18 protein-coding genes are annotated in these 22,112 nt (G+C 61.5%); 5 read left to right on the top strand and 13 right to left on the bottom strand.

Features of this window, described 5'->3' with window-relative positions:
- Positions 1 to 131 precede the first annotated feature (131 nt).
- From E1573_RS17220 to E1573_RS17190, 7 genes are all read right to left on the bottom strand, one after another.
- Positions 132 to 1,097, bottom strand: coding sequence for a spore coat U domain-containing protein (locus tag E1573_RS17220; protein WP_133215777.1), 966 nt, complete (start codon positions 1,095 to 1,097; stop codon positions 132 to 134).
- Positions 1,094 to 3,403: a fimbria/pilus outer membrane usher protein gene (locus tag E1573_RS17215; protein ID WP_133215856.1), complete on the bottom strand. Its 2,310-nt coding sequence runs from the start codon at positions 3,401 to 3,403 to the stop codon at positions 1,094 to 1,096. The genes E1573_RS17220 and E1573_RS17215 overlap by 4 nt, the downstream gene beginning before the upstream one ends.
- Positions 3,404 to 3,504: 101 nt before the next feature.
- Positions 3,505 to 4,296, bottom strand: coding sequence for a molecular chaperone (locus E1573_RS17210; RefSeq protein WP_133215776.1), 792 nt, complete (start codon positions 4,294 to 4,296; stop codon positions 3,505 to 3,507).
- Positions 4,297 to 4,339: 43 nt separating this feature from the next.
- Complete coding sequence (locus E1573_RS17205; RefSeq protein WP_133215775.1) at positions 4,340 to 4,843, bottom strand: spore coat U domain-containing protein; 504 nt, start codon at positions 4,841 to 4,843, stop codon at positions 4,340 to 4,342.
- A 3-nt stretch (positions 4,844 to 4,846) separates the two neighbouring features.
- Entirely contained in the window at positions 4,847 to 5,380 is a 534-nt protein-coding gene (locus E1573_RS17200; protein ID WP_133215774.1) for a spore coat U domain-containing protein, read from the bottom strand.
- Positions 5,381 to 5,397: 17 nt separating this feature from the next.
- Positions 5,398 to 5,928, bottom strand: coding sequence for a spore coat U domain-containing protein (locus E1573_RS17195; RefSeq protein ID WP_133215773.1), 531 nt, complete (start codon positions 5,926 to 5,928; stop codon positions 5,398 to 5,400).
- A gap of 49 nt (positions 5,929 to 5,977) precedes the next feature.
- Complete coding sequence (locus E1573_RS17190; RefSeq protein WP_133215772.1) at positions 5,978 to 6,505, bottom strand: spore coat U domain-containing protein; 528 nt, start codon at positions 6,503 to 6,505, stop codon at positions 5,978 to 5,980.
- Between the two features lie 210 nt (positions 6,506 to 6,715).
- Here E1573_RS17190 and zapE point away from each other — a divergent pair, with 210 nt between their 5' ends.
- On the top strand, positions 6,716 to 7,801 hold the full coding sequence (gene zapE / locus E1573_RS17185; protein ID WP_371925184.1) for a cell division protein ZapE: 1,086 nt from the start codon (positions 6,716 to 6,718) through the stop codon (positions 7,799 to 7,801).
- Positions 7,802 to 7,877: 76 nt separating this feature from the next.
- Here zapE and E1573_RS17180 read toward each other — a convergent pair whose 3' ends face one another.
- The 4 genes from E1573_RS17180 to E1573_RS17165 form a co-directional block, all read right to left on the bottom strand.
- A complete protein-coding gene (locus tag E1573_RS17180) occupies positions 7,878 to 9,767 on the bottom strand; it encodes a propionyl-CoA synthetase (protein ID WP_133215771.1) in 1,890 nt (629 codons plus the stop codon).
- A gap of 215 nt (positions 9,768 to 9,982) precedes the next feature.
- Positions 9,983 to 10,690, bottom strand: coding sequence for a YebC/PmpR family DNA-binding transcriptional regulator (locus E1573_RS17175; protein ID WP_133215770.1), 708 nt, complete (start codon positions 10,688 to 10,690; stop codon positions 9,983 to 9,985).
- Positions 10,691 to 10,786: 96 nt separating this feature from the next.
- Positions 10,787 to 12,178 (bottom strand): FAD-dependent oxidoreductase, encoded by a 1,392-nt coding sequence (locus E1573_RS17170; protein WP_133215769.1) that lies wholly within the window; start codon positions 12,176 to 12,178, stop codon positions 10,787 to 10,789.
- 20 nt (positions 12,179 to 12,198) lie between these two features.
- Positions 12,199 to 13,515, bottom strand: a complete 1,317-nt coding sequence (locus E1573_RS17165; protein ID WP_133215768.1) for an MFS transporter — start codon at positions 13,513 to 13,515, stop codon at positions 12,199 to 12,201.
- 279 nt (positions 13,516 to 13,794) lie between these two features.
- Between E1573_RS17165 and E1573_RS17160 the strand changes: the two genes are divergently transcribed.
- On the top strand, positions 13,795 to 14,664 hold the full coding sequence (locus E1573_RS17160; protein ID WP_133215767.1) for a LysR family transcriptional regulator: 870 nt from the start codon (positions 13,795 to 13,797) through the stop codon (positions 14,662 to 14,664).
- 70 nt (positions 14,665 to 14,734) lie between these two features.
- On the opposite strand, the gene E1573_RS17155 is transcribed toward E1573_RS17160, so the two are convergent.
- Both E1573_RS17155 and E1573_RS17150 read right to left on the bottom strand, forming a co-directional pair.
- Entirely contained in the window at positions 14,735 to 16,018 is a 1,284-nt protein-coding gene (locus E1573_RS17155; RefSeq protein ID WP_133215766.1) for a Zn-dependent hydrolase, read from the bottom strand.
- 32 nt (positions 16,019 to 16,050) lie between these two features.
- On the bottom strand, positions 16,051 to 17,538 hold the full coding sequence (locus E1573_RS17150; RefSeq protein ID WP_133215765.1) for an NCS1 family nucleobase:cation symporter-1: 1,488 nt from the start codon (positions 17,536 to 17,538) through the stop codon (positions 16,051 to 16,053).
- Between the two features lie 326 nt (positions 17,539 to 17,864).
- Between E1573_RS17150 and hydA the strand changes: the two genes are divergently transcribed.
- From hydA to preA, 3 genes are all read left to right on the top strand, one after another.
- Positions 17,865 to 19,310 (top strand): dihydropyrimidinase, encoded by a 1,446-nt coding sequence (gene hydA, locus E1573_RS17145; protein ID WP_133215764.1) that lies wholly within the window; start codon positions 17,865 to 17,867, stop codon positions 19,308 to 19,310.
- Positions 19,311 to 19,398: 88 nt separating this feature from the next.
- The gene (locus E1573_RS17140; protein WP_133215854.1) at positions 19,399 to 20,766 is read left to right on the top strand and encodes an NAD(P)-dependent oxidoreductase; all 1,368 of its coding nucleotides are present in this window, start codon (positions 19,399 to 19,401) and stop codon (positions 20,764 to 20,766) included.
- Positions 20,763 to 22,040: an NAD-dependent dihydropyrimidine dehydrogenase subunit PreA gene (gene preA / locus E1573_RS17135; RefSeq protein ID WP_177494591.1), complete on the top strand. Its 1,278-nt coding sequence runs from the start codon at positions 20,763 to 20,765 to the stop codon at positions 22,038 to 22,040. Before E1573_RS17140 ends, preA begins: the two co-directional genes overlap by 4 nt.
- Positions 22,041 to 22,112 lie beyond the last annotated feature (72 nt).

Below are 22,112 nucleotides of genomic sequence, written 5' to 3'. Positions count from 1 at the left end.
GTTACAGATTCAGGTCAGGGGGATTTGTACGGATCAGTGTGAGAACGGGCTTGCCCCGCGATTGCTATATAGCTCACATACCGCAATCGCGGGGCAAGCCCGCTCCCACCCCGCAAGCCCGCCTCCACTGTTCAGAATTGAACGTCGAGGATGACGTTGTCCAGGTAAGTACCAGCAGGCGGTGTGCTCTGGTCGGTGTAGATTCTGGCGTTGTAGTTGAACACCTGGCTGCCGGTCCCGGAGCCCTCCCCCGGGTTGATGTCGGCGTCGCTGCTTGCCCGGCGTGCACTGGTGAGTGAACCCCAGCGCTGGGTACCGGCACTTTTGAAAATATCGTAAGCAAGAAAATTAGCGCTGCCAGACTTCATCCGCCGCCGCCCCGCCGCAGCGTTCTGGCCATCATCCAGGCCCACGGTATAGTTGCTGCCTTTGGTGCATGACAGGCTGATGCTCTGGTTGACCGGGGCAAAGCCACTGATCACCGGCGCACTGCCAAAACTGATGGCCGGCGTGGTGATCTGACAGTCGTTGGTCACCGTCAAGCTGACGGTCAGATTGGTGGTTTGCTTGAACACCTGTCGGCCCAGGCACACACTGCCCACGCCGATGCCGTAGCAGTAGTTGATGTCCCATTCCACCACGAAGGACTCCTGATAGAGCCCCGCCGCCACGTTGCTGCCGATCAGGGTTTTCAGGTAAATCGGCACGCTCTTGGGGGTGGTGCCGTTGAGCAGACCCAACGCATCGATGATGCCATTACGCGCGAAGTCATAGCGTTGGCTGCGGGTGATGGGAAAGCTGATGCTGTTGTTGGCATACAGGGTGTAATTGATGATATCGCCCTTCGGCCCAACCAGCCCGGTGGTGCCGCCAACAGGCGTGAAGGTGGCATAAAAATGATCGTCACTGGCCAGCACGCTGAGCAACGAACCGGTGCAACTCAAGCCGGCATTGTTGGTTGAGGCGGATTGAATCGCCGTGCGCACCAGGGTCGAATTCAACGAGCTAAAACTCGCCGGGTTGGTTGCCACCACTGAACACAACGCCTGTGCCTGGGCACTGACCAGCAGTGCCAGACACCCCATCAGATACTTCATTGACACACCAGCGGCCCGATCAGTGGCACCTGTGGCTGTTCGCCCGGCACCGTGAATTGCACCCGACAGCGGCTGCCATCGCTGCGTTGCACCGTCAAACTGTTGTGTTCCGAAAGCCCCTCCAGATACACCAGACCATCCCACCCCACCACCGTGCGCGCACCACTCTGATCGTGCTGCACCTGACTGCCCAGTGGTAAGTCATGCTGCGCGGCATCGACCAGATGAAGGCTCGCGGCGACCACCTGCTGCATCGGGAACTCAAGCAAATAGCCCGTGCCGCGACGTACCGCTACGCGCTGTTCCACCTGCGACACCTGCACGGTGCTGGGTAGCTCCATCGGGTCGATTTCATATTTACCCCGGTAGTAACCACTGCTCCACGGCACCAGCAAATGGCCGTTGCGGTCGGTACGGCCTACCAGCTGGTTCTCGTAGCGTACAGGCACATCGGCAAAGCCATCGGTGCTGACCACCACAAAGGCATCATCGATGCGGTTGGCGGCAAACACCCCGGCGTCCATCCACACCAGCGAACCGCTGGCATCGGCCCAACGCGTGGTGTCGTCTTCGCTGCCATACGCGCCGACCTGCAACTGTACGGCCTGCAAGCGCCAGGTCAGGTCGGCCTGACGATAAGCCTCACGGTCACCGTGGGCATACCCGAGGTTATAGCCCACCCCGCTGTCGACCGGCACCGCCCGGCTGTAGTTGACTCGCTGCATCTGCTCGTCGCTGTCACTGCGCTCAAGGCTCAAGCTCAAGGTGCCGTTGAGGTCGAACGGGATCACCCATTGCGCTTGCACGGCCCATTGGCGGTCGCCGATCTCACGGTTGGCCGACAGGTACAGGCTGCTGTTGCCCCACAAGGGTTTGCTCCAACTCAGGTTCAGCAACCGGGTACGGCTGTTGTCACCGGCGCGCACGTCGAAGTAGCCCGCGCCCAGGCTGCCGTAGCGCTCCAGATTCAGGCTCAGGCTGACCTGCTCACTGCGCTGGCTTAGGCGTGTGTAAGGGCTGTCGACCACCGACAGGTCGGCGTAATCGCCGCGCCGCTGCAAGCGTTGGTAATTGAAGCCGACCCGCGGGCTGTTGTACTGATAGCCCAGGCTCCATTGCTGACCGCTGCGGCTATCGAATCGGCTCTGACTCAGCGCCGCATTGACCACACCCCAGTTGCCCGCCTGCCAGTTGCCGCCCAGGCCACCCAACGCCAGAGACTCGGCGGCTTCAGCGTGGCTTTCCAGGGTGAAACGGTCGTTTACGCCATAACGCAGGCTGGCAGCGGTCACCCCCGGTCCATAGGCAAAATCACGCAAGGCGTAGTCGCGACGCAGGCTGCCGACCGCCACCGAGAAGTCGCTCAGGCCCTTTTGCAGCAAGCTGCTGGTGACATAGAACGGTAAGGTAGTGGATACCTGTCGCCCCAAGGCATCGGTGGTCACCACCACCGCTTCGCCCGCGCCGTTGATAAAAGGAATGTTGGTCAGGGTGTAAGGCCCCGGCTGCAACTGGGCACTGGAGCTCTTGTAGCCATTGATGAACAGGTCCAGCGATGAAGGCACTGCCGCTTCGCCAGCAAACGCGGGTAACGGATAGGTGACCAGGTCTGGGCGTACGGCAAAGTCGCGTGACACCTGCACGCCGCCCATGCGCACCGAGCTGGTCCAGGGCAAGGCGCCGCTGAGCACGTCACCTGCTTCCAGGGTCAGTAGCCGCGTTTCATCGGTGTACCGCCAGGTGGTGTCGTAGCGACGAAAGCCTTTCTGGCTGTCGTCGGCGTCATTGCCGCCCAAGGCTTGCCGCCACTGGCCGGTGCTCGACAAGGTGCCCCAGCGGTCGAACAGACGCACTTCGTTCCACGCCGCCAGGTACGTACCACCGTCGTCGGTGTCGTTCAGGTACAGGTCATAGTTCAGCAACGCACCCAGGCTGCTGTGTGCTTCAGAGGCCGGGTACAGCTGACGATTACCGATGGCCTGGGTCGGCAACCAGGCGGCAGGTACCTGCAGCAGCAAGCGTTGGCCCTGGCTATCGTAGTCGCTGTGCAAACCGCTGATGCTGTCCAGGGCCACTTCTCCGTCGGCCAGCCCCGGCACCTTTACGCCTGCTGCCTGCAGGTCGGCTGTGGCCATGTACAGGCGGCCGGCACGTTGCTGCACCGCGACCAGTTCAGGGCTGCTCATCTGATTGACCACCAACTCCAGGTACAACTGCGCCTCGCCCACCGCTTCCAGGCTCGGCGGTGGCGGTGGTAACTCGCCGGCGAACAACGGGCCACCGCCGAGCAGCAGCGCAGAGGCCATCAACGCCCGCGGGCCAAGCGCGCCCGAACAAATACTCACGCACCGTATCCAACCATTACCGGGTCCTCCCTGGCCCCTGATCCTGCCGTTTCAACGGCTGCTTATTGCCCTTGGCTGAGGGTCTGTGCCGTCTCCTGTCCATTGATTCGGCCCTTGATCACCGTGGCCGCGCCCATTGCCTGCGGCACTGGCCAACGCATGCTGGCGCCGGGCAGTACATAGCCGAGCAGGCCTTCAACCAGTGGCCGCTGGCTAGCGCCCTGTTGCAACACGACATCGGTCAAGCGTGCATGCACCGGGCCGGTATTACGGATTTCCACGTACGAGCGACCTTGTACCGACACCGGGCGCCAGCTCAGCGCGGGTTTGCCGACACTGCCCTGATCGCGCTGGCCGCTGGGGTCTGGCTTACCCCACAGACCCTGGCCATAAACAAACAACGGCACCGAGTAGCGCATCTGAAAGCGGATCGCGGCCTGGGGGGAGCCACTGCTGGGGGTGTCGGGCAGCGCTGGCGGGATCTCGTCGATGATGATCCGGTAGGCCTGTTCCTGGCCCACTGGCGAGGCCGCAGTGCGGGTCAGGCGGATCAACTGTTTCTGCCCCGGCGCGATCATCGCGACTGGAGGGCTACCAATGATCTCGCGCTGGGCCTGGTACTGGTCGTCATAGTCGCCCTGGCGCCAGGCGAAAACCCGCACCTGCAAGTTGGCGGTGGACGTGCCACGGTTTTCCAACCACAACGCCCCGGCTTTCTGATCGGCCTCAAGCACCGGATCAATCGGCCAGATCAACACCGAAGTGGCCGCCTGCAGCGGTGTTACGCAGAGCGCGGCCAATGCAAAGCCGAGCCACGTGATGATCCGGGGTGAATTGCCCGCACCTGACTTCATCGGAACCTCTCCTTGACGGTCGAATACACCCGGCGAGTCCTTCTCACCAGGTCAACTGCACTTGCACCACATCGGTGTAACTGCCGGCCGGTAACGTGCCGGTCAACTGTGCGCGGGCGTACACCGGTAACTTGATGGTATTGGCGTCGCTGTAGCTCAGCGCCACTGACTGGTCGATACCCAGGTTCTGACTGAACCCGGCATCGCTGAACAATTGATACGCCACCAACTGTGAGCTGCTACTGCGTTTGAGATTGCGGCTGCCGCTGCTGCTGTTCTGCCCGGCATTGATACTCATGCTCAGATTCACCCCCGGCGTGCATTGCAAGGTCACCGTCGTGCCGCTCAAGGCGGTGGTCACCGGGCCGCTGATCAATGCCGAATAATTGCCAAAATCAAGGTTGCCGTAGGTGCTCACACCGCCAACCACCAGGCACCCCGCCACCACTTGGGCGCTGACTTGAAACGTGCTGGTAAGCGCCGCCGGCAAGGGCGCCGGTGCCAGGCACAGCAGCCCCGCCAGCAGCACAGACAGAGGGCGGCGCACGCCTCAGAAACTCAACTCGACGTTCACCGTGTCGGTGTAGACCCCCGCCGGCAAGCCGGCTTTGCCTTTGGCCAGGCCATAGAGGTTGACCGTTTGTGCCACGCCGGTACTGGTTGGCAGGGTAATCGTGCCGTTAATCGCGAGCAGTTGCGTATGCCCTGAATCGGTATAGAAGTCGTAGGGCACAAAGTTGCCCGCCCCGTCGGCCAAGGCCCGCGTGCCACCCACCGACTGGGCGTCATGGGCGCCGGCGCCGACTTTGATCACCGGCACTACGCCGTTGGAGCACAGAATGCTCATGGCACCGCCTCCGCCGCCCAGCACCTGACCGGCCGCCTGGGTAAACAGCGCCTCCGTGGTGCCAAAATTCAACGCACCAAAGTTCAGGCCGCTGCTGCCGCTGGAACCATTGACCTGGCAACTGGCGGTCAGGGTCAGGGAGGCGTTGATCTGCCCGGTGACACTCACCGCCTGAGCCTGCGTGCATAAGGCCAGGCCCAGGCCTGCAAAGATGAAGCGAGTAAGATAAGGCTGCATAAGTCACTCCTTGCGTGTTACCAGTCCAGGGTCACCATCAGGGTGTCGCGATAAATACCGGCGGGCAGCGCCTGGGGATGAGCCACCACCGCGCCGTAAATCGGAATGGGGATCTGTGCCGCGCTGTTGATCGAAAAATTGCGTTGCTGGCCGATGCCATAGCGAGCGTTGCCTGAAGGATCAGCCGACAATTGATAGGGAATCAGCTCACGACCATTGCTCAAACGGCGATTGGCGCCATCACCATTGGCACCGCCGTTGATACTCACGGTGAACGCCCGCACCGAGGGGTTACAGCGCACCTGCAGGCTGCCGGCTTCGCCTTCTTCATCCAGGTGCGAGCGCAATGGGCGGCTCCAGCTCGGGCCCTGGCTGCCGAAATCCAGCACTCCGCTTCCGGCATGATCGAGGGCGTTGCCGGGGTCGCCACTGATCTGGCAGGCGGCGCTGATCACCAGCCGCGCCTGGATATGCCCGCTCACACCCGCCAAGGCATCCGGGCTCACTAGCAACAGCGGTCCAATACTCAACAACAGGACTTTTTTCATACTGCCAGTTCCTTTAGCAGGCACCCCTTCACAGGCGATGCAGTGACCTTCACCAGGTAACGGTCACCTTGAGTAAATCCGAATAGCGCCCCACTGCGGGGATCTGCGCCAAACTGTCGATACGGGCATACAACGGCAGCTCAACCGAGCCACTGCTGGGTACCCGCGCATGCTGGACGTCGTTGACCGGCAACGGCACGCGCCAGGCTGGGTCCTGATACAAGCGATAGGGAATCGGTTGCGCCAATGACTGGGTGTTGGCCAGGTAGCGCACCTCGCCTACACCGCCGTGCTGACCGCCATCGACTTGAATCTGATAACTGGTGTCCGGGTTACATTCCAGGCGCGGCGGGCGCTGGCTGAACAACTGCCCGGTTTTGGGCCCGGACGGATCGTCCAGGCGTGCGGTGCTGCCAAAATCGATCACGCCCAATGCCTGGGCGCCGGCCTCACGGGGCTGCTGGATGAGCACGCAACCGCGCTGAACCTCCACTTTGACTTCGACCATGAATTGGGCGGCCGTCGGACTGTCAGCAATAATCAGCCCGAGCAGCGCGGCCAGAGAGCGTCCTTTCACTATCCCGTCCTTCACAGCAGGATTGACCTGCCCTAGAGGGTAGCAGTGAAGAAAAAACCTGCCAGACCGTAGGGAAATGTACAGGCTTGGCAAAAGATTTTGACCGGCCGTCTCGGCTACCAACGGCTGGCAGCCCTGCACCATTTTGGTTAAATTAGCCGCGCTTGCTCAGGCCCAGCCTTGAGCCCTGAACGCCTCAAGGAGCCCAGTTTGCCTGCCCGCCCGTCCTGGTTACGTTCGCCACTGCGCGCGTTGCGTCAACGCTTCAAGCCGGTGCATGCCAACGCCGGCAACCTGGCGGGTACCGTTCGTCAGCATTTTCACCACAAGGCAGCTGCTCAGGGGTTTACCTTGAGCGCGGGCCAATTACAGGTCATTGAACACCTGGTGGCCCAGGCGGCACGCCTCGACAGTGGCAAAGCCCAAAGCCTGTATCTGTATGGTGCAGTCGGGCGTGGAAAAAGCTGGCTGCTGGACGGCTTCTTCCAAGCCCTGCCCCAAGCGCACAAGCGCCGCATGCACTTTCATGATTTCTTTGCCCGCCTGCACCAGGGCATGTTCGAGCACCGTCAGCAGGAAGACGCCCTGGCCTGTACCCTCGATCAATTGCTACAGGACTGCCGGGTGCTGTGCTTCGACGAGTTCCATGTCCACGACATCGGCGATGCGATGCTGATCACCCGCCTGTTCCAGGCGTTGTTTGCCCGACGTATTTTCGTCTTGGTGACGTCGAACTACGCCCCTGAAGGCCTGCTGCCCAATCCGCTCTACCATCAACGATTCGAGCCGGTTATCCGCCTGATCAACACGCAGATGCAGGTGCTGGAAGTGGGCGGCGATCAGGACTACCGCAGCCTGCCGGGCAACACCTGCCACCAGCGTTTTACCCAGGGTCATTACCTTTGGCCGGGCACGGCTGAACAACGCCAGGCGTTGCAGTTGCCTTCGCTAGACGGCGCTCCACAGTCGTTGACGGTCGGCCAGCGCCAGTTACAGGCACGCTTGATCGATGGCGATACGGTGGGCTTCACCTTCGCCCAGCTGTGCGAACAGCCCACTGCTGTCATCGACTACCTGGAACTGGCGCAGCGCTTCGATCACTGGATTGTCGACGGCTTGCCGTGTCTGGAGGAGTGCTCGATTGCCGAGCAACAGCGTTTTATCAATCTGGTGGATGTGCTGTACGACCAGGACAAGCACCTGGTACTGATCGGCAGCCAGCCACTGGCCGACAGCCTGGTCGGCAGCGCCAGCGACCTGGCACGGACCCGTAGCCGCCTGGGGCAGCTACAGTAGGAACGGGCTTGCCCCGCGATTACGGTGTATCTGTCACACCGTAATCGCGGGGCAAGCCCGTTCCTACCTACAGCGTTCAGCCAACGCGGGCGAAGCTGGCCAGCACCGCTTCGATTTCCCCCAGCACCGCCGGATCATCCAGCGTCGACGGTGGCGTGTAGGCCTGTTGGTCGGCAATCTTGCGCAGCACAGCGCGCAGGATCTTGCCCGAGCGGGTCTTGGGCAGGCGTTTGACCACCCGCACTTGGTTGAAACAGGCCAAGGCGCCGATCTGCTCGCGGACACTGGCCATCAGCTCGCTCTGCAACGCCGCTTCACTGATAGCCTGGCCATCCTTGAGCACCACCAGCGCCAAGGGCACCTGCCCTTTGATGTCGTCGTGCACACCAATCACCGCACACTCGGCCACCGCCGGATGACGAGCAACCAGGTCCTCCATTTCACCGGTGGACAGGCGATGGCCGGACACGTTAATCACATCATCGGTACGCCCCATGATGTAGACGAAGCCGTCATCATCCAGGTAGCCGCCGTCCCCCGTGTGGTAGTAGCCCGGGTAGGTGGTGAGGTAGGCATCCAGATAACGCTGATGATCGCCCCACAAGGTCTGGCTGCAACCCGGTGGCAACGGCAAGGCAATGACAATTGCGCCTTGCTGGTTGGCCGCGAGCAACTGCCCGTCGTCATCCAGCACGCGCACATGGTAGCCCGGCACCGCGCGGTTACTCGACCCGGGCCGGGCCGCGCTGCCTTCCAGGCCGACGCAAGGTGCGGTGACCGGCCAACCGGTTTCGGTTTGCCACCAGTGGTCGTGAACGGCCTTGCCACTGGTCGACTCCAGCCACTGGTGGGTACTGGAGTCCAGCTTCTCGCCGGCCAGGAACAACTGACGCAACGAGCTCAGGTCGTAACGACGCAGCAGTGCACCCTCGGGGTCTTCCTTGCGGATCGCCCGCATGGCAGTCGGGGCACAGAACAAGCCGTTGACACGGTACTGTTCAACCACCCGCCAGTAAGCACCGGCGTCCGGTGTACGGATTGGCTTGCCCTCGTAGAACACTGTGGTGCAGCCGTTCATCAACGGGCCGTAGACGATCAGCGAATGACCGACCACCCAGCCAACGTCAGAGATCCCCCACCACACATCGCCCGCTTGCATGCCATAGATATGGCGCATGGCGAAGCGTAGAGCAACAGCGTTGCCGCCGTTCTCGCGCACAATGCCCTTGGGTTTGCCGGTGGTGCCGGAGGTGTACATGATGTACAGCGGATCGGCGGCTGCCAGCTCCACTGGCGCGACGGCGCTGGCGTTGGCCACGGCGTCTTGCCAATCCAGGTCACGCCCCTCGACCAGGCTGGCCCGGGCCTGTGGCCGCTGCAACACCAACACTTGGCGCGGTTGATGGCGGGCCAGTTGCAGTGCTTTATCAACCAGCGGTTTGTACTCGATGACCCGGTCGAACTCCAGCCCGCACGACGCGGTGAGCAGCAAGGTCGGGCGTGCGTCGTCGATGCGCAGCGCCAGCTCGTTGGCAGCAAAACCACCAAACACCACCGAATGTACCGCCCCGATGCGGGCGCAGGCGAGCATGGCCATCGCCGCCTGCGGCACCATCGGCATATAGATGATGACCCCATCACCCTTCTGCACCCCGAGCGAACGCAACAGCCCGGCCAGGCGCGCCACTTCGTCGCGCAACTGGTTATAGGTGAAGGACTGCTGAGTGCTGGTGACCGGCGAATCGTAGATCAGCGCGGTTTGTTCGCCTCGCCCTTGTTCGATCTGGTGATCCAGGGCCAGGTAGCAACTGTTCAGGCGGCCGTCGGCAAACCACTGGTGGGTGCCATCGGCATTTTCGCTGAGGGTGTTGAGGGGTTTGCGGTACCAGGCCAGATCATCGGCCTGATCGGCCCAGAAAGCGGCAGGATCGGCGATGGAGCGGGCATAGCTGTGCTGATAAGTCATCGATACTGAACCCTGAGTTTGTTGTTATTTAAAAGGGCGAATATCGAGTATGGCTGGCTATTTACTGAGCGCCATCGGACTTAAGTCTCATCAGACATGCACAAATGCAGGGTGCATCTGTTGTGGGAGCGGGCTTGCCCCGCGATTGCGGTGTATCAGTGGAATTGAATCGCGGGGCAAGCCCGCTCCCACAGCGAGCCTGCTCCCACGGGTGTTTAGCCGGCCAGGCCTACGTAGACGTTTTGCACGTCGTCGTTTTCGTCGATGGCGCTGAGGAAGTCTTCAACTTCTGCCAGCTGCTCGTCGCTCAGGGTGCCGACTGGGTTTTTCGGGGTGTAACCGATTTTCGCCGAGATAACGGTGAAACCCTGGTCAGGCAGGGCTTTCTGAACAGCATCCAGGTCAGTGGTGTCGGTGATGAACAGGGTCGAGCCCTCTTCTTCGCCTTCGGCAAAATCCTGGGCGCCGGCTTCGATGGCCGCCATTTCCGGGTCAGCATCAGGGGTCTTCGGTGTGGCTTCAATCAGGCCGACATGGTTGAAGTCCCAGGCCACCGAACCGGAGGCGCCGAGCTGCCCCTTGCGGAACAGGACGCGGATCTGCGCCACGGTACGGTTGACGTTGTCGGTCAGGCACTCGACGATCAGCGGTACCTGGTGCGGGGCAAAGCCCTCGTAAGTAACCAAGGTGTACTGCACCGCATCACCATCAAGCCCGGCGCCTTTGCGAATCGCCCGCTCCAGGGTTTCACGGGTCATCGAAGCTTTTTTGGCTTGTTCGATGGCCAGGCGCAGGCGTGGGTTCATGTCCGGATCAGCGCCGGATTTAGCGGCGATCTGAATCTCTTTGGACAGCTTGCCCATGATCTTGCCTTTGGCGTTGGCTGCTGCTTCTCTATGCTTGGCTTTCCACTGTGCGCCCATCTCGACTCTCTTTGTTTCAACTGCCGGGTCAGGTAGCGACCAGCAAAGTGGGTGCAGTTTATACATCCTCGTTCAGGCAATCGACAAAAAAACTGCTCAGGCTTTGTCGGTTTTGCCTGCGGCGGCAGCAAAGCGGGCCAGGCGTACGTCCATCCGGCGCGGGCGGTGGCCGTGATCTTCGGCCTGCTCCTTGCGCCGAATGGCATTGCGCACCATCAGCGAGCCCAGGTAGCGGATCGGTTCGGGCGGGAAATAACCCAACGGGCCGTTGACCAGCGGTGAGCGGGTCCATTCGTTGTCCACGCCCATGGCCAGCGACGAGAGGATCTGCCCGCCCATGTGGCACGGGCCAACACCGCTGCCTGAATATCCGAAGCCATAGAACACGTTGCCCTGGGCCCCCAGACGACCGAAGAACGGCAAGCCGGTGACCGAACGATCCGAAGGGCCGTTCCAGGTCGCGGCCACCGGCACCTGCGCCAGGCTCGGGAAAAACTCGCCCAGGCTGCGCCGCAACAGCGCCTCGTAAGGCGAAGGCTGGTCGAACACCGGCAGCATCCGCCCGCCATAGGCGAAGGTATTGCCACCCTTGCCGAGCATCAGCCGGCCATCGCTGGTGTTGTGGTAGTAATGTACGAAGATGCGCGAATCCAGGACGCTGACGCCACTGGTCAAACCGATCTGGCGCAGCAGCTCAGGGCGCGGTTCGGTGATGATCATGTCACTGGAGACAATCGCCACACTGCGTTCGAACTGTGGGAATGCCCGCGCCATCCAGGCATTCAGGGCCAACACCACGCGTGAAGCGCGCACCGTGCCGTTGCGGGTTTCGACACCGGCCCGTGGGCCTTCCTGCAGGCCGGTCATGGCCGTGCCTTCATAAATACGCACGCCTTTTTGCAACGCCACCCGGCGCAGACCACGCACCAACTTGCCCGGTTGCACCGTGGCTGCGGCTGGCGAAAACCAGCCTTCCAGGTGTTTGGCGGAACCTGCCATACGCTGCACCTGCTCCACTGGCAGGCGTTGGAACGAATTGATGCCCTGGCGTTCCAGGGCGGCGATGACGCCATCGGTCGCGCCCATCTGGGCGCGGTTGGTGGCGGTATACAGGGTACCGTCGAGGCGGTAGTCGGCGTCGATGCCATGCGCTCGGCAAAAATCACCAATTGCATAAATGCTCTGCTCCGACGCTTTGACCAACCGCACCGCCTCTTGCATCCCGAACAAACGTTCAAGGGTGAAGTACTTGGCCGACCACGACAAGGCGCAACCGCCATTGCGCCCACTGGCTCCGGCACCACAGACATCGGCTTCGATCAGCACGACGTCCAGCGCCGGGTTCTGTTCCTTGAGCATCAGTGCGGTCCACAGCCCGGTGTAACCACCGCCGACAATGCACACATCACATTGCGTGTCGGAGGCCAGCGCTGGGCATGCAGATTGATCTTCCTGATCCAGCGCCTGTTGCAGCCAGAAGGGTCTCATGGTCGGTGTCCTCGTCGAAATCAGGTACGCAGCGGTTTGATTGCCATGGCGGTGTTCGGTGCAACCGCCGGGGTATGTTCAGCCGTGGCTGGCCGGCTGTTCCAGTGCGGTATCAGGACCAGCGCCGAGAACAGCGCGCAACCGGCAAACACGATGAACACCGTGACGCCGTCGAAATAGCCCGGCAGCAGGCCACCAAGGATCGCGCCCACCGAACCACAACCGTTGACGAAACCGGCTGCTGTTGCGCCCGCTTTGGCGGTACCGAAGTCGATGGCCGCTGCACCGCTGATCATCGAATCAGGCCCGTACAGGGTCAGGCCCATGACGAACAGCAAGGCCACTACCAGCACCACGCTGCCGCTTTGCATTGCGCCCATAAACAGCGCCAGTACCACCGTCAGTACCAGCAAGCTGATGACACAGGCCGGCATACGGCGGGCGCCAAAGAGCTTGTCGGAGGCCAGGCCGATCATAATCGGCCCGAGCAGGCCGGCCAGTTCGAAGGCGGTGGGAATGATCGCCGCCCCGACTTTGCCTACCGAGGGCATTTGTTCAAAGACGATCACTGGCCCCCACAACAGAATCGCGTAACGAGCCGGCTTGAGCATGAAATACGCCAGGCCCAGAGTCAGCACCGTACGGTTACGCAGAATCTCGCGCAGCGGTGCCCAGACACTGCAGATCGTGGTGCCGGGCACCATGCTCTCAGGCTCCGGCTCCACGGCTGGCAAGCCAACGTCTTCAGGCTTGTTGCGCTGTAAAAAGAAGAACAGCACGGCCACCAGCGCCACCACTGCGGCACTGGAGAAGAATGCTGCATGCCAGGTGCCGATCAGGGTATAGGCCCACCAGCCGGCAAACGGCGAGGCGACCAGGCCACCGAAGGCGTAGCACGAACTCCACAACCCCAGCACCCGACCGCGTTGTGATGACGGGAAGAAGCTACCGATGTTTTTGCACAAGCCCGCCCAACCGGTAGATTGCGCCAGGCCCTGTACCAGCATGCAGGTGGCGAAAATCGGGAAGGTGGCGTAACTGCCCATGACCAGAGCGGCTGCTGCAGAGATGATCAGACCGCCCAGTACTACCACCCGTGGGCCGAAACGGTCGGCCAGCATTCCCCAAGTGAACTGCCCTACTGCGTAAGCCGCCAGGTAGATGGCGTCGAGGTTGGCCATGGCCATTTTATCGAGGGTGAAGCTTGGGTCTTCGCCGATGCCCAACTTGGCCACGGAGAAGGCTTTGCGGGTGAAGTAGAACGCAGCGTAGGCAATCCAGGTAACGGCAAAGATTTGCACGCGCCAACGCTTTATATCTGCAATGTGTTTATTCATGGTGACCCTGACCTCGGAGCTTGAGTGTGCCGGCAGAATTTAAAAAAACGCCTGTTTTGTTCTTGTGTTGCGCACTGCGTGGCGGCCGGTCGGGGCCGTCACCTGGTCAGATGGAACTGGAGCATGCGGGTATTGTTATGCCTTGTCAGCCAGGTCCATGACCCGCCAGTCACAACACGTGACAGGGCGGGCTGGATGAGATAGAAACAATTACTGACTGATAAATAAAATCGATTTATCGTATTTCACAAATAAGCTCAGCTTTTAACAGGTACTGCGATGTCAGTTTCCCATGCTCAGTTGAAAGCCTTTCATGCCGTTGCCCTGCACGGCAGCTTCACCCGTGCCGCCGAACGCCTGTTTCTGACTCAGCCGGCGATTTCCGATCAAGTACGCAAACTGGAAGAACGCTTCGGCGTGCTGCTGTTCCACCGCAACAAACGCTCGGTGCAACTGACCGATCTGGGCGAACGCTTGCTGGGCATTACCCAGCGCCTGTTCGCCTGCGAGGTCGAAGCCCACGAACTGCTACAAGACTCACGGGCATTACAGACCGGCACCCTGGTGCTGGCGGTCGATGCCCCGGTGCACGTCTTGCCGCAAATCGCCCAGTTCTGTCAGCAGTACCCCGGCATCAGCGTCAAGGTGGAAACCGGTAACACCGATGAGTCACTGCTGCGGCTATTCAATTATCAGGCCGACTTGGCCCTGCTCGGCCGTGACGTGGATGACGAACGCCTGCTGTGCGTGCCGATGCGCAGCGACCCGATGGTGGCTTTCGTGTCGCGCCACCACCCTTGGGCCAACCGCGAGTCGATCAGCCTGGCCGACCTCGATGACACCCCCATCGTGTTACGGGAACCGGGCTCGGTAACGCGACAGACGCTGGAAGAAGAAATGCAGCGGGCGGGCTTGCGCATTCGCCCGGCGATCCAGGTCGAAGGCCGGGAAGCCGCGCGTGAAGCGGTGGTGGTGGGGATTGGTGTGGGCGTGGTGTCGGCGGCTGAGTTCGGCGCCGATGCGCGGGTGTGTGCGCTGCCGATTGTCGATTGCCAGCGGCGGCTGACCGAGACCTTGGTGTGTTTGCGTGAGCAGAGTTCGCGGCGTTTGGTGGCGACGTTTTTGCAGATGGTGCGGGACAGTCTTTGACAAAGCCATCGCGGGGCAAGCCCGCTCCCACCGGCCTGTAGGAGCGGGCTTGCCCCGCGATCAAACGCTGCTACGCCGCTTCCCTCCCCCGCGCCACCGCCTGCGCCGCCGCCAGCATGGCGCGCAACAACACGGCGCAACCATCGGCCAAGTCTTGCGGCGCGGCGTTCTCGATTTCGTTATGGCTGATCCCGCCTTCACAGGGCACGAAAATCATCCCCGCCGGCCCTAGTTCTGCGAGGAAAATCGCGTCATGCCCGGCGCCGCTGACGATATCCATGTGCGACAACCCCAAGCCCTGCGCCGCGCTGCGCACGGCCTCGACGCAGCCCTGATCGAAATACAGCGGCGGAAAGTCAGCGGTCGGTGTCAGGGTATGGCTGAGCCCATGCTGCTGACAGGTGCTGCTGATCACATCACGCACCTGGGCAATCATCGAATCCAGCCGTGCCGGTTCCAAGTGGCGGAAATCCAGGGTCATGCGCACTTCGCCGGGAATCACGTTGCGCGACCCCGGATACGCCTGCAGGCAGCCCACGGTGCCACAGGCATGCGGTTGATGTTCCAGGGCCACGCGGTTGACCGCTGCGACCACCGCACTGGCACCGACCAGCGCGTCTTTGCGCAGGTGCATCGGCGTTGGGCCAGCGTGGGCCTCGACGCCACGCAAGGTCAGGTCGAACCATTTCTGGCCTAGGGCGCCCAGCACCACACCAATGGTTTTGTGCTGGTCTTCAAGGATCGGACCCTGTTCGATGTGCGCTTCAAAATAAGCCCCCACCGCGTGCCCGCTGACGGCCCTTGGCCCGGCATAGCCGATGGCATTGAGCGCATCCCCCACACTGATACCTTCGGCATCGGTCTTGGCCAGGGTCTGCTCCAGGGTGAACTTCTCGGCGAACACCCCCGAGCCCATCATGCACGGGGCGAAGCGCGAACCTTCTTCGTTGGTCCACACCACGACTTCCAGTGGCGCTTCAGTCTCGATCTTCAGGTCATTGAGGGTGCGCATCACTTCCAGCCCGGCCAGCACACCGAAGCAGCCGTCGAACTTGCCACCAGTGGGCTGGGTGTCGATGTGGCTACCGGTCATCACCGGTGGCAACTGCGGGTTGCGCCCAGGACGCCGGGCAAAAATATTGCCGACCCCGTCGATGCTCACGGTACAACCCGCCGCTTCGGTCCATTTGACGAACAGATCGCGGGCCTGACGATCAAGGTCGGTCAGCGCCAGCCGGCACACCCCGCCCTTGGCGGTCGCCCCCAGGCGAGCCAGCTCCATCAACGACTGCCAGAGGCGCTCACCGTTGATGTGCTGTTGGGTCGATTGCAGAACGTCCTGTGCTGTTTGCATGCTCATCTCCCGGCCTCTACGGGCCATAGGCGCTACACGGTGGGTTTGAGGTTGGCCGTACGGGCCAGCTTGAGTTGGCCAAGGCCGTAGTAGATCAGCCCGCCCAAGGCGGAGCCGGTGAACCAACCGAAATCGTAAAACCAGCTGAACGCCTGGCTTTGCAGCGACAGCAGGGTCAGTGCGACCGGTACGCCAAAGGCAATGAAACCGGCGGCATTCCAGGCCGGGTAAACGTCATCGCGGTACAGGCCGGCCAGGTCGAGGGTCTGTTTGCGGATCAGGAAATAGTCCACCACCATGATCCCGGCAATCGGCCCCAACAAGCTGGAGTAGCCCAGCAGCCAGTTGGAATAGACACTCTCCAAGCTGACGTCGCTGACAATCAGCCCGAGCTTTTTCAGCAGTTCATGGGCCATCAACAACAGCCCCACCAGCCCGGTCAGCAGCACGGCTTTGGTGCGGCCGATCCACTTGGGTGCCAGGTTCTGGAAGTCGTTGGTGGGCGAGACAATGTTGGCCGCGGTGTTGGTCGACAAGGTCGCGATGATGATCAGGGCCATGGCCAGGGCGACCCACACCGGGCTCTGGATATGCCCGATAAGGCTTACTGGATCAGACACCGTCTCACCCACCAGCGATGCCGAAGCGGCGGTCAGGACCACGCCCAGTGCCGCGAACAGAAACATTGTCAGTGGCAGGCCGAAGATTTGCCCGAGGATTTGCGCTTTCTGGCTTTGCGCATAGCGGCTGAAGTCCGGAATGTTCAGCGATAACGTGGCCCAGAACCCCACCATCGCCGTCAGCCCGGCAAAGAAGTAACCGTAGACGCTGGCACCTTCCGGGCGCTTGGGCGGCTGGGCCATCAGTTCGCTGATCGAGACGTTGGGCAAGGCCCACACCAGCAGCCCGGCACCAACCAGCACCAGCAACGGTGCCGACAAGGTTTCCAGCCATTTGATCGACTCGGCACCACGCAGCACCACCCACAGGTTCAGGCACCAGAACAGCATGAAGCCGATCACCTCACCGGTTCCGCCCAAGGCTTTCCAGTCTGCCGACAGTGAGCCCAGAAACAGGTGGATGGCCAGGCCACCGAACATCGTCTGGATACCAAACCAACCACAGGCCACCAGCGCGCGAATCAGGCACGGCACGTTGGAGCCGATGATGCCGAACGAGGAACGCAGCAACACCGGAAACGGAATGCCGTATTTGGTGCCGGGAAAGGCATTGAGGGTCAACGGAATCAGCACCACGGTATTGGCCAGCAGGATGGCCAACAAGGCTTCGCCCACGGTCAGGCCGAAATACGCGGTCAGCACGCCGCCCAGGGTATAAGTCGGCACACAGATCGACATGCCGACCCACAGCGCGGTGATGTGCCATTTGTTCCAGGTGCGCTCCTGCACTTTGGTCGGAGCGATATCGTGGTTGTACCGGGGGCTGTCGAGGACGTCGCTTCCGGCGTCGAGTTCATACAAGCCATCGCGTTCACGCACTTGCGATCTGGTCTGCTGCATGGCCACTCCACTGTTGTTGTGTTTTCTGGAGGTACTTGCACTGGCATTCAGGCAATCACGGGTGCCCATGAGAAATCTTGACCATTTCCACAACCTGTCAAGAACGACAGGACCACTGGTCGTTTTCTCAAACCACCAAAAAACAGTTGAAACCCTTTAATTTCAATTACTTAATCAAGCTATAAGCTTATAAATTAATTATTTGCCCTATTCCTGAACCCCTACTAGATTCAATTCCTGACAGCGATGACAGGTTTTGTCCTACGCTGCAATGAGTACAAAACCTAGAACCGGTACCAACCGGTCAAGCCTGCGAGGAGCATCTGATGACGCTTATGATTCGTGGCGCCACCCTGATTACCCATGAGGAAAGTTATCGCGCCGACGTGCTGTGTGCCGACGGTGTGATCAAGGCCATCGGCACCGACCTCGACCTACCCAACGGCTGCGAAGTACTCGATGGCAGCGGCCAGTACCTGATGCCCGGCGGCATCGACCCGCACACCCATATGCAGTTGCCGTTCATGGGCACCGTGGCCAGCGAGGACTTCTACAGCGGTACCGCTGCAGGCCTGGCCGGTGGCACCACCTCGATCATCGACTTCGTCATTCCCAACCCGCAGCAATCCTTGCTCGAAGCCTTTCACCAATGGCGCGGCTGGGCGGAAAAGTCGGCGGCCGATTACGGTTTTCACGTGGCTATCACCTGGTGGAGCGAGCAGGTACGCCAGGAGATGGGCGAGCTGGTGAGCCAACACGGCATCAACAGCTTCAAGCATTTCATGGCCTATAAGAATGCAATCATGGCGGCCGATGACACCCTGGTCGCCAGCTTCGAACGCTGTCTGGAGTTGGGTGCCGTGCCCACCGTGCATGCGGAAAACGGCGAGCTGGTCTATCACCTGCAGCGCAAGCTGCTGGCTCAGGGCATTACCGGCCCGGAAGCACATCCGTTGTCGCGCCCGTCCCAGGTTGAAGGAGAAGCAGCCAGCCGCGCCATCCGCATTGCCGAGACGCTGGGTTCACCGGTGTACCTGGTGCATGTATCGACCCGTGAAGCGCTGGATGAAATCACCTATGCCCGCGCCAATGGCCAACCAGTGTACGGCGAAGTGCTGGCCGGGCACCTGTTGCTGGACGACAGCGTCTACCGTCATCCTGACTGGCAAACCGCTGCTGGCTACGTTATGAGCCCGCCCTTTCGGCCACGCGATGAAGGCCATCAGGCCGCACTGTGGCACGGCCTGCAATCGGGCAACCTGCACACCACCGCCACCGACCACTGCTGCTTCTGCGCCGAGCAGAAAGCCGCAGGCCGCGATGACTTCAGCCGTATTCCCAACGGCACCGCCGGCATCGAAGACCGCATGGCAGTGCTGTGGGACGAAGGAGTCAACACCGGTAAGTTGTCGATGCAGGACTTCGTCGCCCTGACCTCCACCAACACGGCGAAAATCTTCAACCTGTTCCCACGCAAAGGTGCTTTACGTGTCGGGGCCGATGCCGACCTGGTGCTGTGGGACCCGCAAGGCACCCGCACCATTTCTGCAGCGACACACCATCAGCAGGTGGACTTCAACATCTTCGAAGGCAAGACCGTGCGTGGCATCCCCAGCCACACCATCAGCCAGGGCAAGCTGGTCTGGGCCAATGGTGACCTGCGTGCCGAGCGCGGGGCCGGGCGCTATATCGAGCGCCCGGCCTATCCAGCGGTGTTCGATTTGTTGAGTAAGCGTGCTGAGCATTCGCGTCCGACTGCGGTCAAGCGCTGAACAGCTTCGCGGGGCAAGCCCGCTCCCACAACGGGTGGGAGCGGGCTTGCCCCGCGACAACAATAAGAAGAACCATGAGGAAACCACCGTGATCGAGTCCCTCAAGCACCTCCCCCGACCGTCCACCGACAATGCCTCCCTGGCCGAGCACTTCAGCGACCTCGCACCACCGCTCAACGCCCGCCAGGCTGCCGTCGAGGCCTCCCGCTGCCTGTATTGCTATGACGCCCCGTGCGTCAACGCCTGCCCCAGCGACATCGATATTCCTTCGTTCATCCGTAACATCCACCAGGAAAACGTTCAGGGCGCGGCGGAAAAAATCCTCTCGGCCAATATCCTCGGAGGCAGTTGCGCGCGGGTCTGCCCGACAGAAATCCTCTGCCAGCAGGCCTGTGTACGCAACCACCACCAGGAATGCGCCCCGGTACTGATCGGTCTGTTGCAACGTTACGCCCTGGACCACGCCGAGTTCAGCGAGCACCCCTTCCAGCGCGCCACCAGTACCGGCAAGCGCATCGCTGTGGTCGGTGCTGGCCCTGCCGGGTTGTCGTGCGCCCACCGTCTGGCCTGGCACGGTCATGAGGTGGTGATCTTCGAAGCCCGGCCCAAAGCCGGCGGCCTCAACGAATACGGCATTGCCAAATACAAGGTGGTCGATGACTTCGCCCAGCGCGAAGTGGACTTCGTGCTGCAGATCGGCGGTATTGAAATTCGCCACGGGCAGGTGCTGGGCGACAACCTCAGCCTGGCCGAGCTACAACAGCAGTTCGATGCGGTGTTCCTCGGCCTCGGCCTGAACGCCAGCCGCCAATTGGGCCTGGCCAACGAGAGCGCACCGGGGATGCTGGCCGCCACCGACTACATCCGCGAACTGCGTCAGGCCGAAGACCTCACCAGCCTGCCGGTGGCCGACCACTGCATCGTGCTCGGGGCAGGCAACACCGCCATCGACATGGCCGTGCAAATGGCCCGCCTTGGCGCCCGCGATGTCAATCTGGTGTACCGCCGCGGCTTTGAAGACATGGGTGCGACCGAACATGAGCAGCACATTGCCAAAGAAAACCAGGTGCGCCTGCTGACCTGGGCACAACCCGAACAGGTGCTGCTCGATGATCAAGGCCAGGTGCGCGGCATGCGCTTTGCCCGCACGCAGATGATCGATGGCCGTCTACAGACCACCGGCGAAACCTTCGAACTGGCTGCCGATGCCATCTTCAAGGCCATCGGTCAGGCTTTCGACGATCAGGCCCTGAGTGACCACAGTGCACAGACACTGGCTCGCGATGGTGAGCGCATTCGCGTCGATGAAAACATGCGCACCAGCCTGCCTGGTGTGTATGCCGGTGGCGACTGTACTCACTTGGGCCAGGACCTCACGGTCCAGGCGGTGCAACACGGCAAGCTGGCCGCTGAGGCCATTCATGCGCAACTGATGCTCAACGTGGAGGCTGCATAATGGCTGACCTGTCGATCGAATTCGCTGGCATCAAGGCGCCCAACCCGTTCTGGCTGGCGTCTGCGCCACCCACCGACAAGGCCTACAATGTGGTCCGTGCCTATCAGGCCGGCTGGGGCGGCGTGGTATGGAAAACCCTGGGTGAAGACCCGGCCGCCGTCAACGTGTCATCGCGCTACTCGGCCCACTACGGGGTCAACCGCGAGGTCATGGGCATCAACAACATTGAACTGATTACCGACCGCTCGCTGGAGATCAACCTGCGGGAAATCACCCAGGTGAAAAAAGACTGGCCCGACCGCGCACTGGTCGTATCGTTGATGGTGCCGTGCAACGAGCAAGCGTGGAAAACCATCCTGCCGCTGGTAGAGGCCACCGGCGCCGACGGCATCGAGCTGAACTTCGGTTGCCCCCACGGCATGCCCGAGCGCGGCATGGGTGCTGCGGTGGGTCAGGTGCCAGAGTATGTCGAACAGGTCACGCGCTGGTGCAAGACTCACTGTTCGCTGCCGGTGATCGTCAAGCTAACCCCCAACATCACTGACATCCGCCAGTCGGCCCGCGCCGCCCATCGTGGCGGTGCCGATGCGGTCTCACTGATCAACACCATCAACTCCATCACCAGTGTCGACCTTGAGCGCATGGTCGCCCTGCCGATAGTCGGCGACATGAGCACCCACGGCGGCTACTGCGGTTCGGCAGTCAAACCCATAGCCCTGAACATGGTCGCCGAGATCGCCCGTGACCCGGCTACCCGTGGCCTGCCCATCAGCGGTATCGGCGGCATCGGTAGCTGGCGTGACGCTGCTGAGTTCATTGCCTTGGGTTGCGGTGCTGTGCAGGTATGTACAGCAGCCATGCTGCATGGTTTCCGCATCGTCGAAGACATGAAGGACGGCCTCTCACGCTGGATGGACAGCCAAGGCTATCGCAGCCTGCAAGATTTCAGCGGCCGCGCGGTGAGCCACACCACCGACTGGAAGTACCTGGACATCAACTACCAGGTCATCGCCAAGATCGATCAGGATGCCTGCATTGGCTGTGGGCGCTGCCACATCGCCTGCGAAGACACCTCGCACCAGGCCATCGCCAGCCTCAAACAGGCCGATGGCAGCCATCGTTACGAAGTGATCGATGCCGAATGCGTGGGCTGCAACCTGTGCCAGATCACCTGCCCGGTACAAGACTGTATCGAGATGGTGCCGCAGGACACAGGCAAACCGTTCCTCGACTGGCAGCATGACCCGCGTAACCCCTACCGCGAAGCCTCCTGAGCTTTTCGCGGGGCAAGCCCGCTCCCACAGGGTGACCTCGGTGGGAGCGGGCTTGCCCCGCGACTGACCTTG

The organism is Pseudomonas sp. H9 (genome assembly GCF_004353925.1).
Lineage (GTDB): Bacteria > Pseudomonadota > Gammaproteobacteria > Pseudomonadales > Pseudomonadaceae > Aquipseudomonas.
Note: the sequence above shows the minus strand (reverse complement) of the source record. Positions and strands in the feature narration are given on the sequence as shown.

Excerpts from the sequence above, each read along its gene's own strand:
- E1573_RS17220 (WP_133215777.1), bottom strand. The coding sequence starts at position 1,097 with ATGAAGTATCTGATGGGGTGTCTGGCACTGCTGGTCAGTGCCCAGGCA.
- E1573_RS17215 (WP_133215856.1), bottom strand. The coding sequence starts at position 3,403 with ATGGCCTCTGCGCTGCTGCTCGGCGGTGGCCCGTTGTTCGCCGGCGAG.
- E1573_RS17210 (WP_133215776.1), bottom strand. The coding sequence starts at position 4,296 with ATGAAGTCAGGTGCGGGCAATTCACCCCGGATCATCACGTGGCTCGGC.
- E1573_RS17200 (WP_133215774.1), bottom strand. The coding sequence starts at position 5,380 with ATGCAGCCTTATCTTACTCGCTTCATCTTTGCAGGCCTGGGCCTGGCC.
- E1573_RS17195 (WP_133215773.1), bottom strand. The coding sequence starts at position 5,928 with ATGAAAAAAGTCCTGTTGTTGAGTATTGGACCGCTGTTGCTAGTGAGC.
- E1573_RS17180 (WP_133215771.1), bottom strand. The coding sequence starts at position 9,767 with ATGACTTATCAGCACAGCTATGCCCGCTCCATCGCCGATCCTGCCGCT.
- E1573_RS17175 (WP_133215770.1), bottom strand. The coding sequence starts at position 10,690 with ATGGGCGCACAGTGGAAAGCCAAGCATAGAGAAGCAGCAGCCAACGCC.
- E1573_RS17170 (WP_133215769.1), bottom strand. The coding sequence starts at position 12,178 with ATGAGACCCTTCTGGCTGCAACAGGCGCTGGATCAGGAAGATCAATCT.
- E1573_RS17165 (WP_133215768.1), bottom strand. The coding sequence starts at position 13,515 with ATGAATAAACACATTGCAGATATAAAGCGTTGGCGCGTGCAAATCTTT.
- E1573_RS17160 (WP_133215767.1), top strand. The coding sequence starts at position 13,795 with ATGTCAGTTTCCCATGCTCAGTTGAAAGCCTTTCATGCCGTTGCCCTG.
- E1573_RS17155 (WP_133215766.1), bottom strand. The coding sequence starts at position 16,018 with ATGCAAACAGCACAGGACGTTCTGCAATCGACCCAACAGCACATCAAC.
- E1573_RS17150 (WP_133215765.1), bottom strand. The coding sequence starts at position 17,538 with ATGCAGCAGACCAGATCGCAAGTGCGTGAACGCGATGGCTTGTATGAA.
- hydA (WP_133215764.1), top strand. The coding sequence starts at position 17,865 with ATGACGCTTATGATTCGTGGCGCCACCCTGATTACCCATGAGGAAAGT.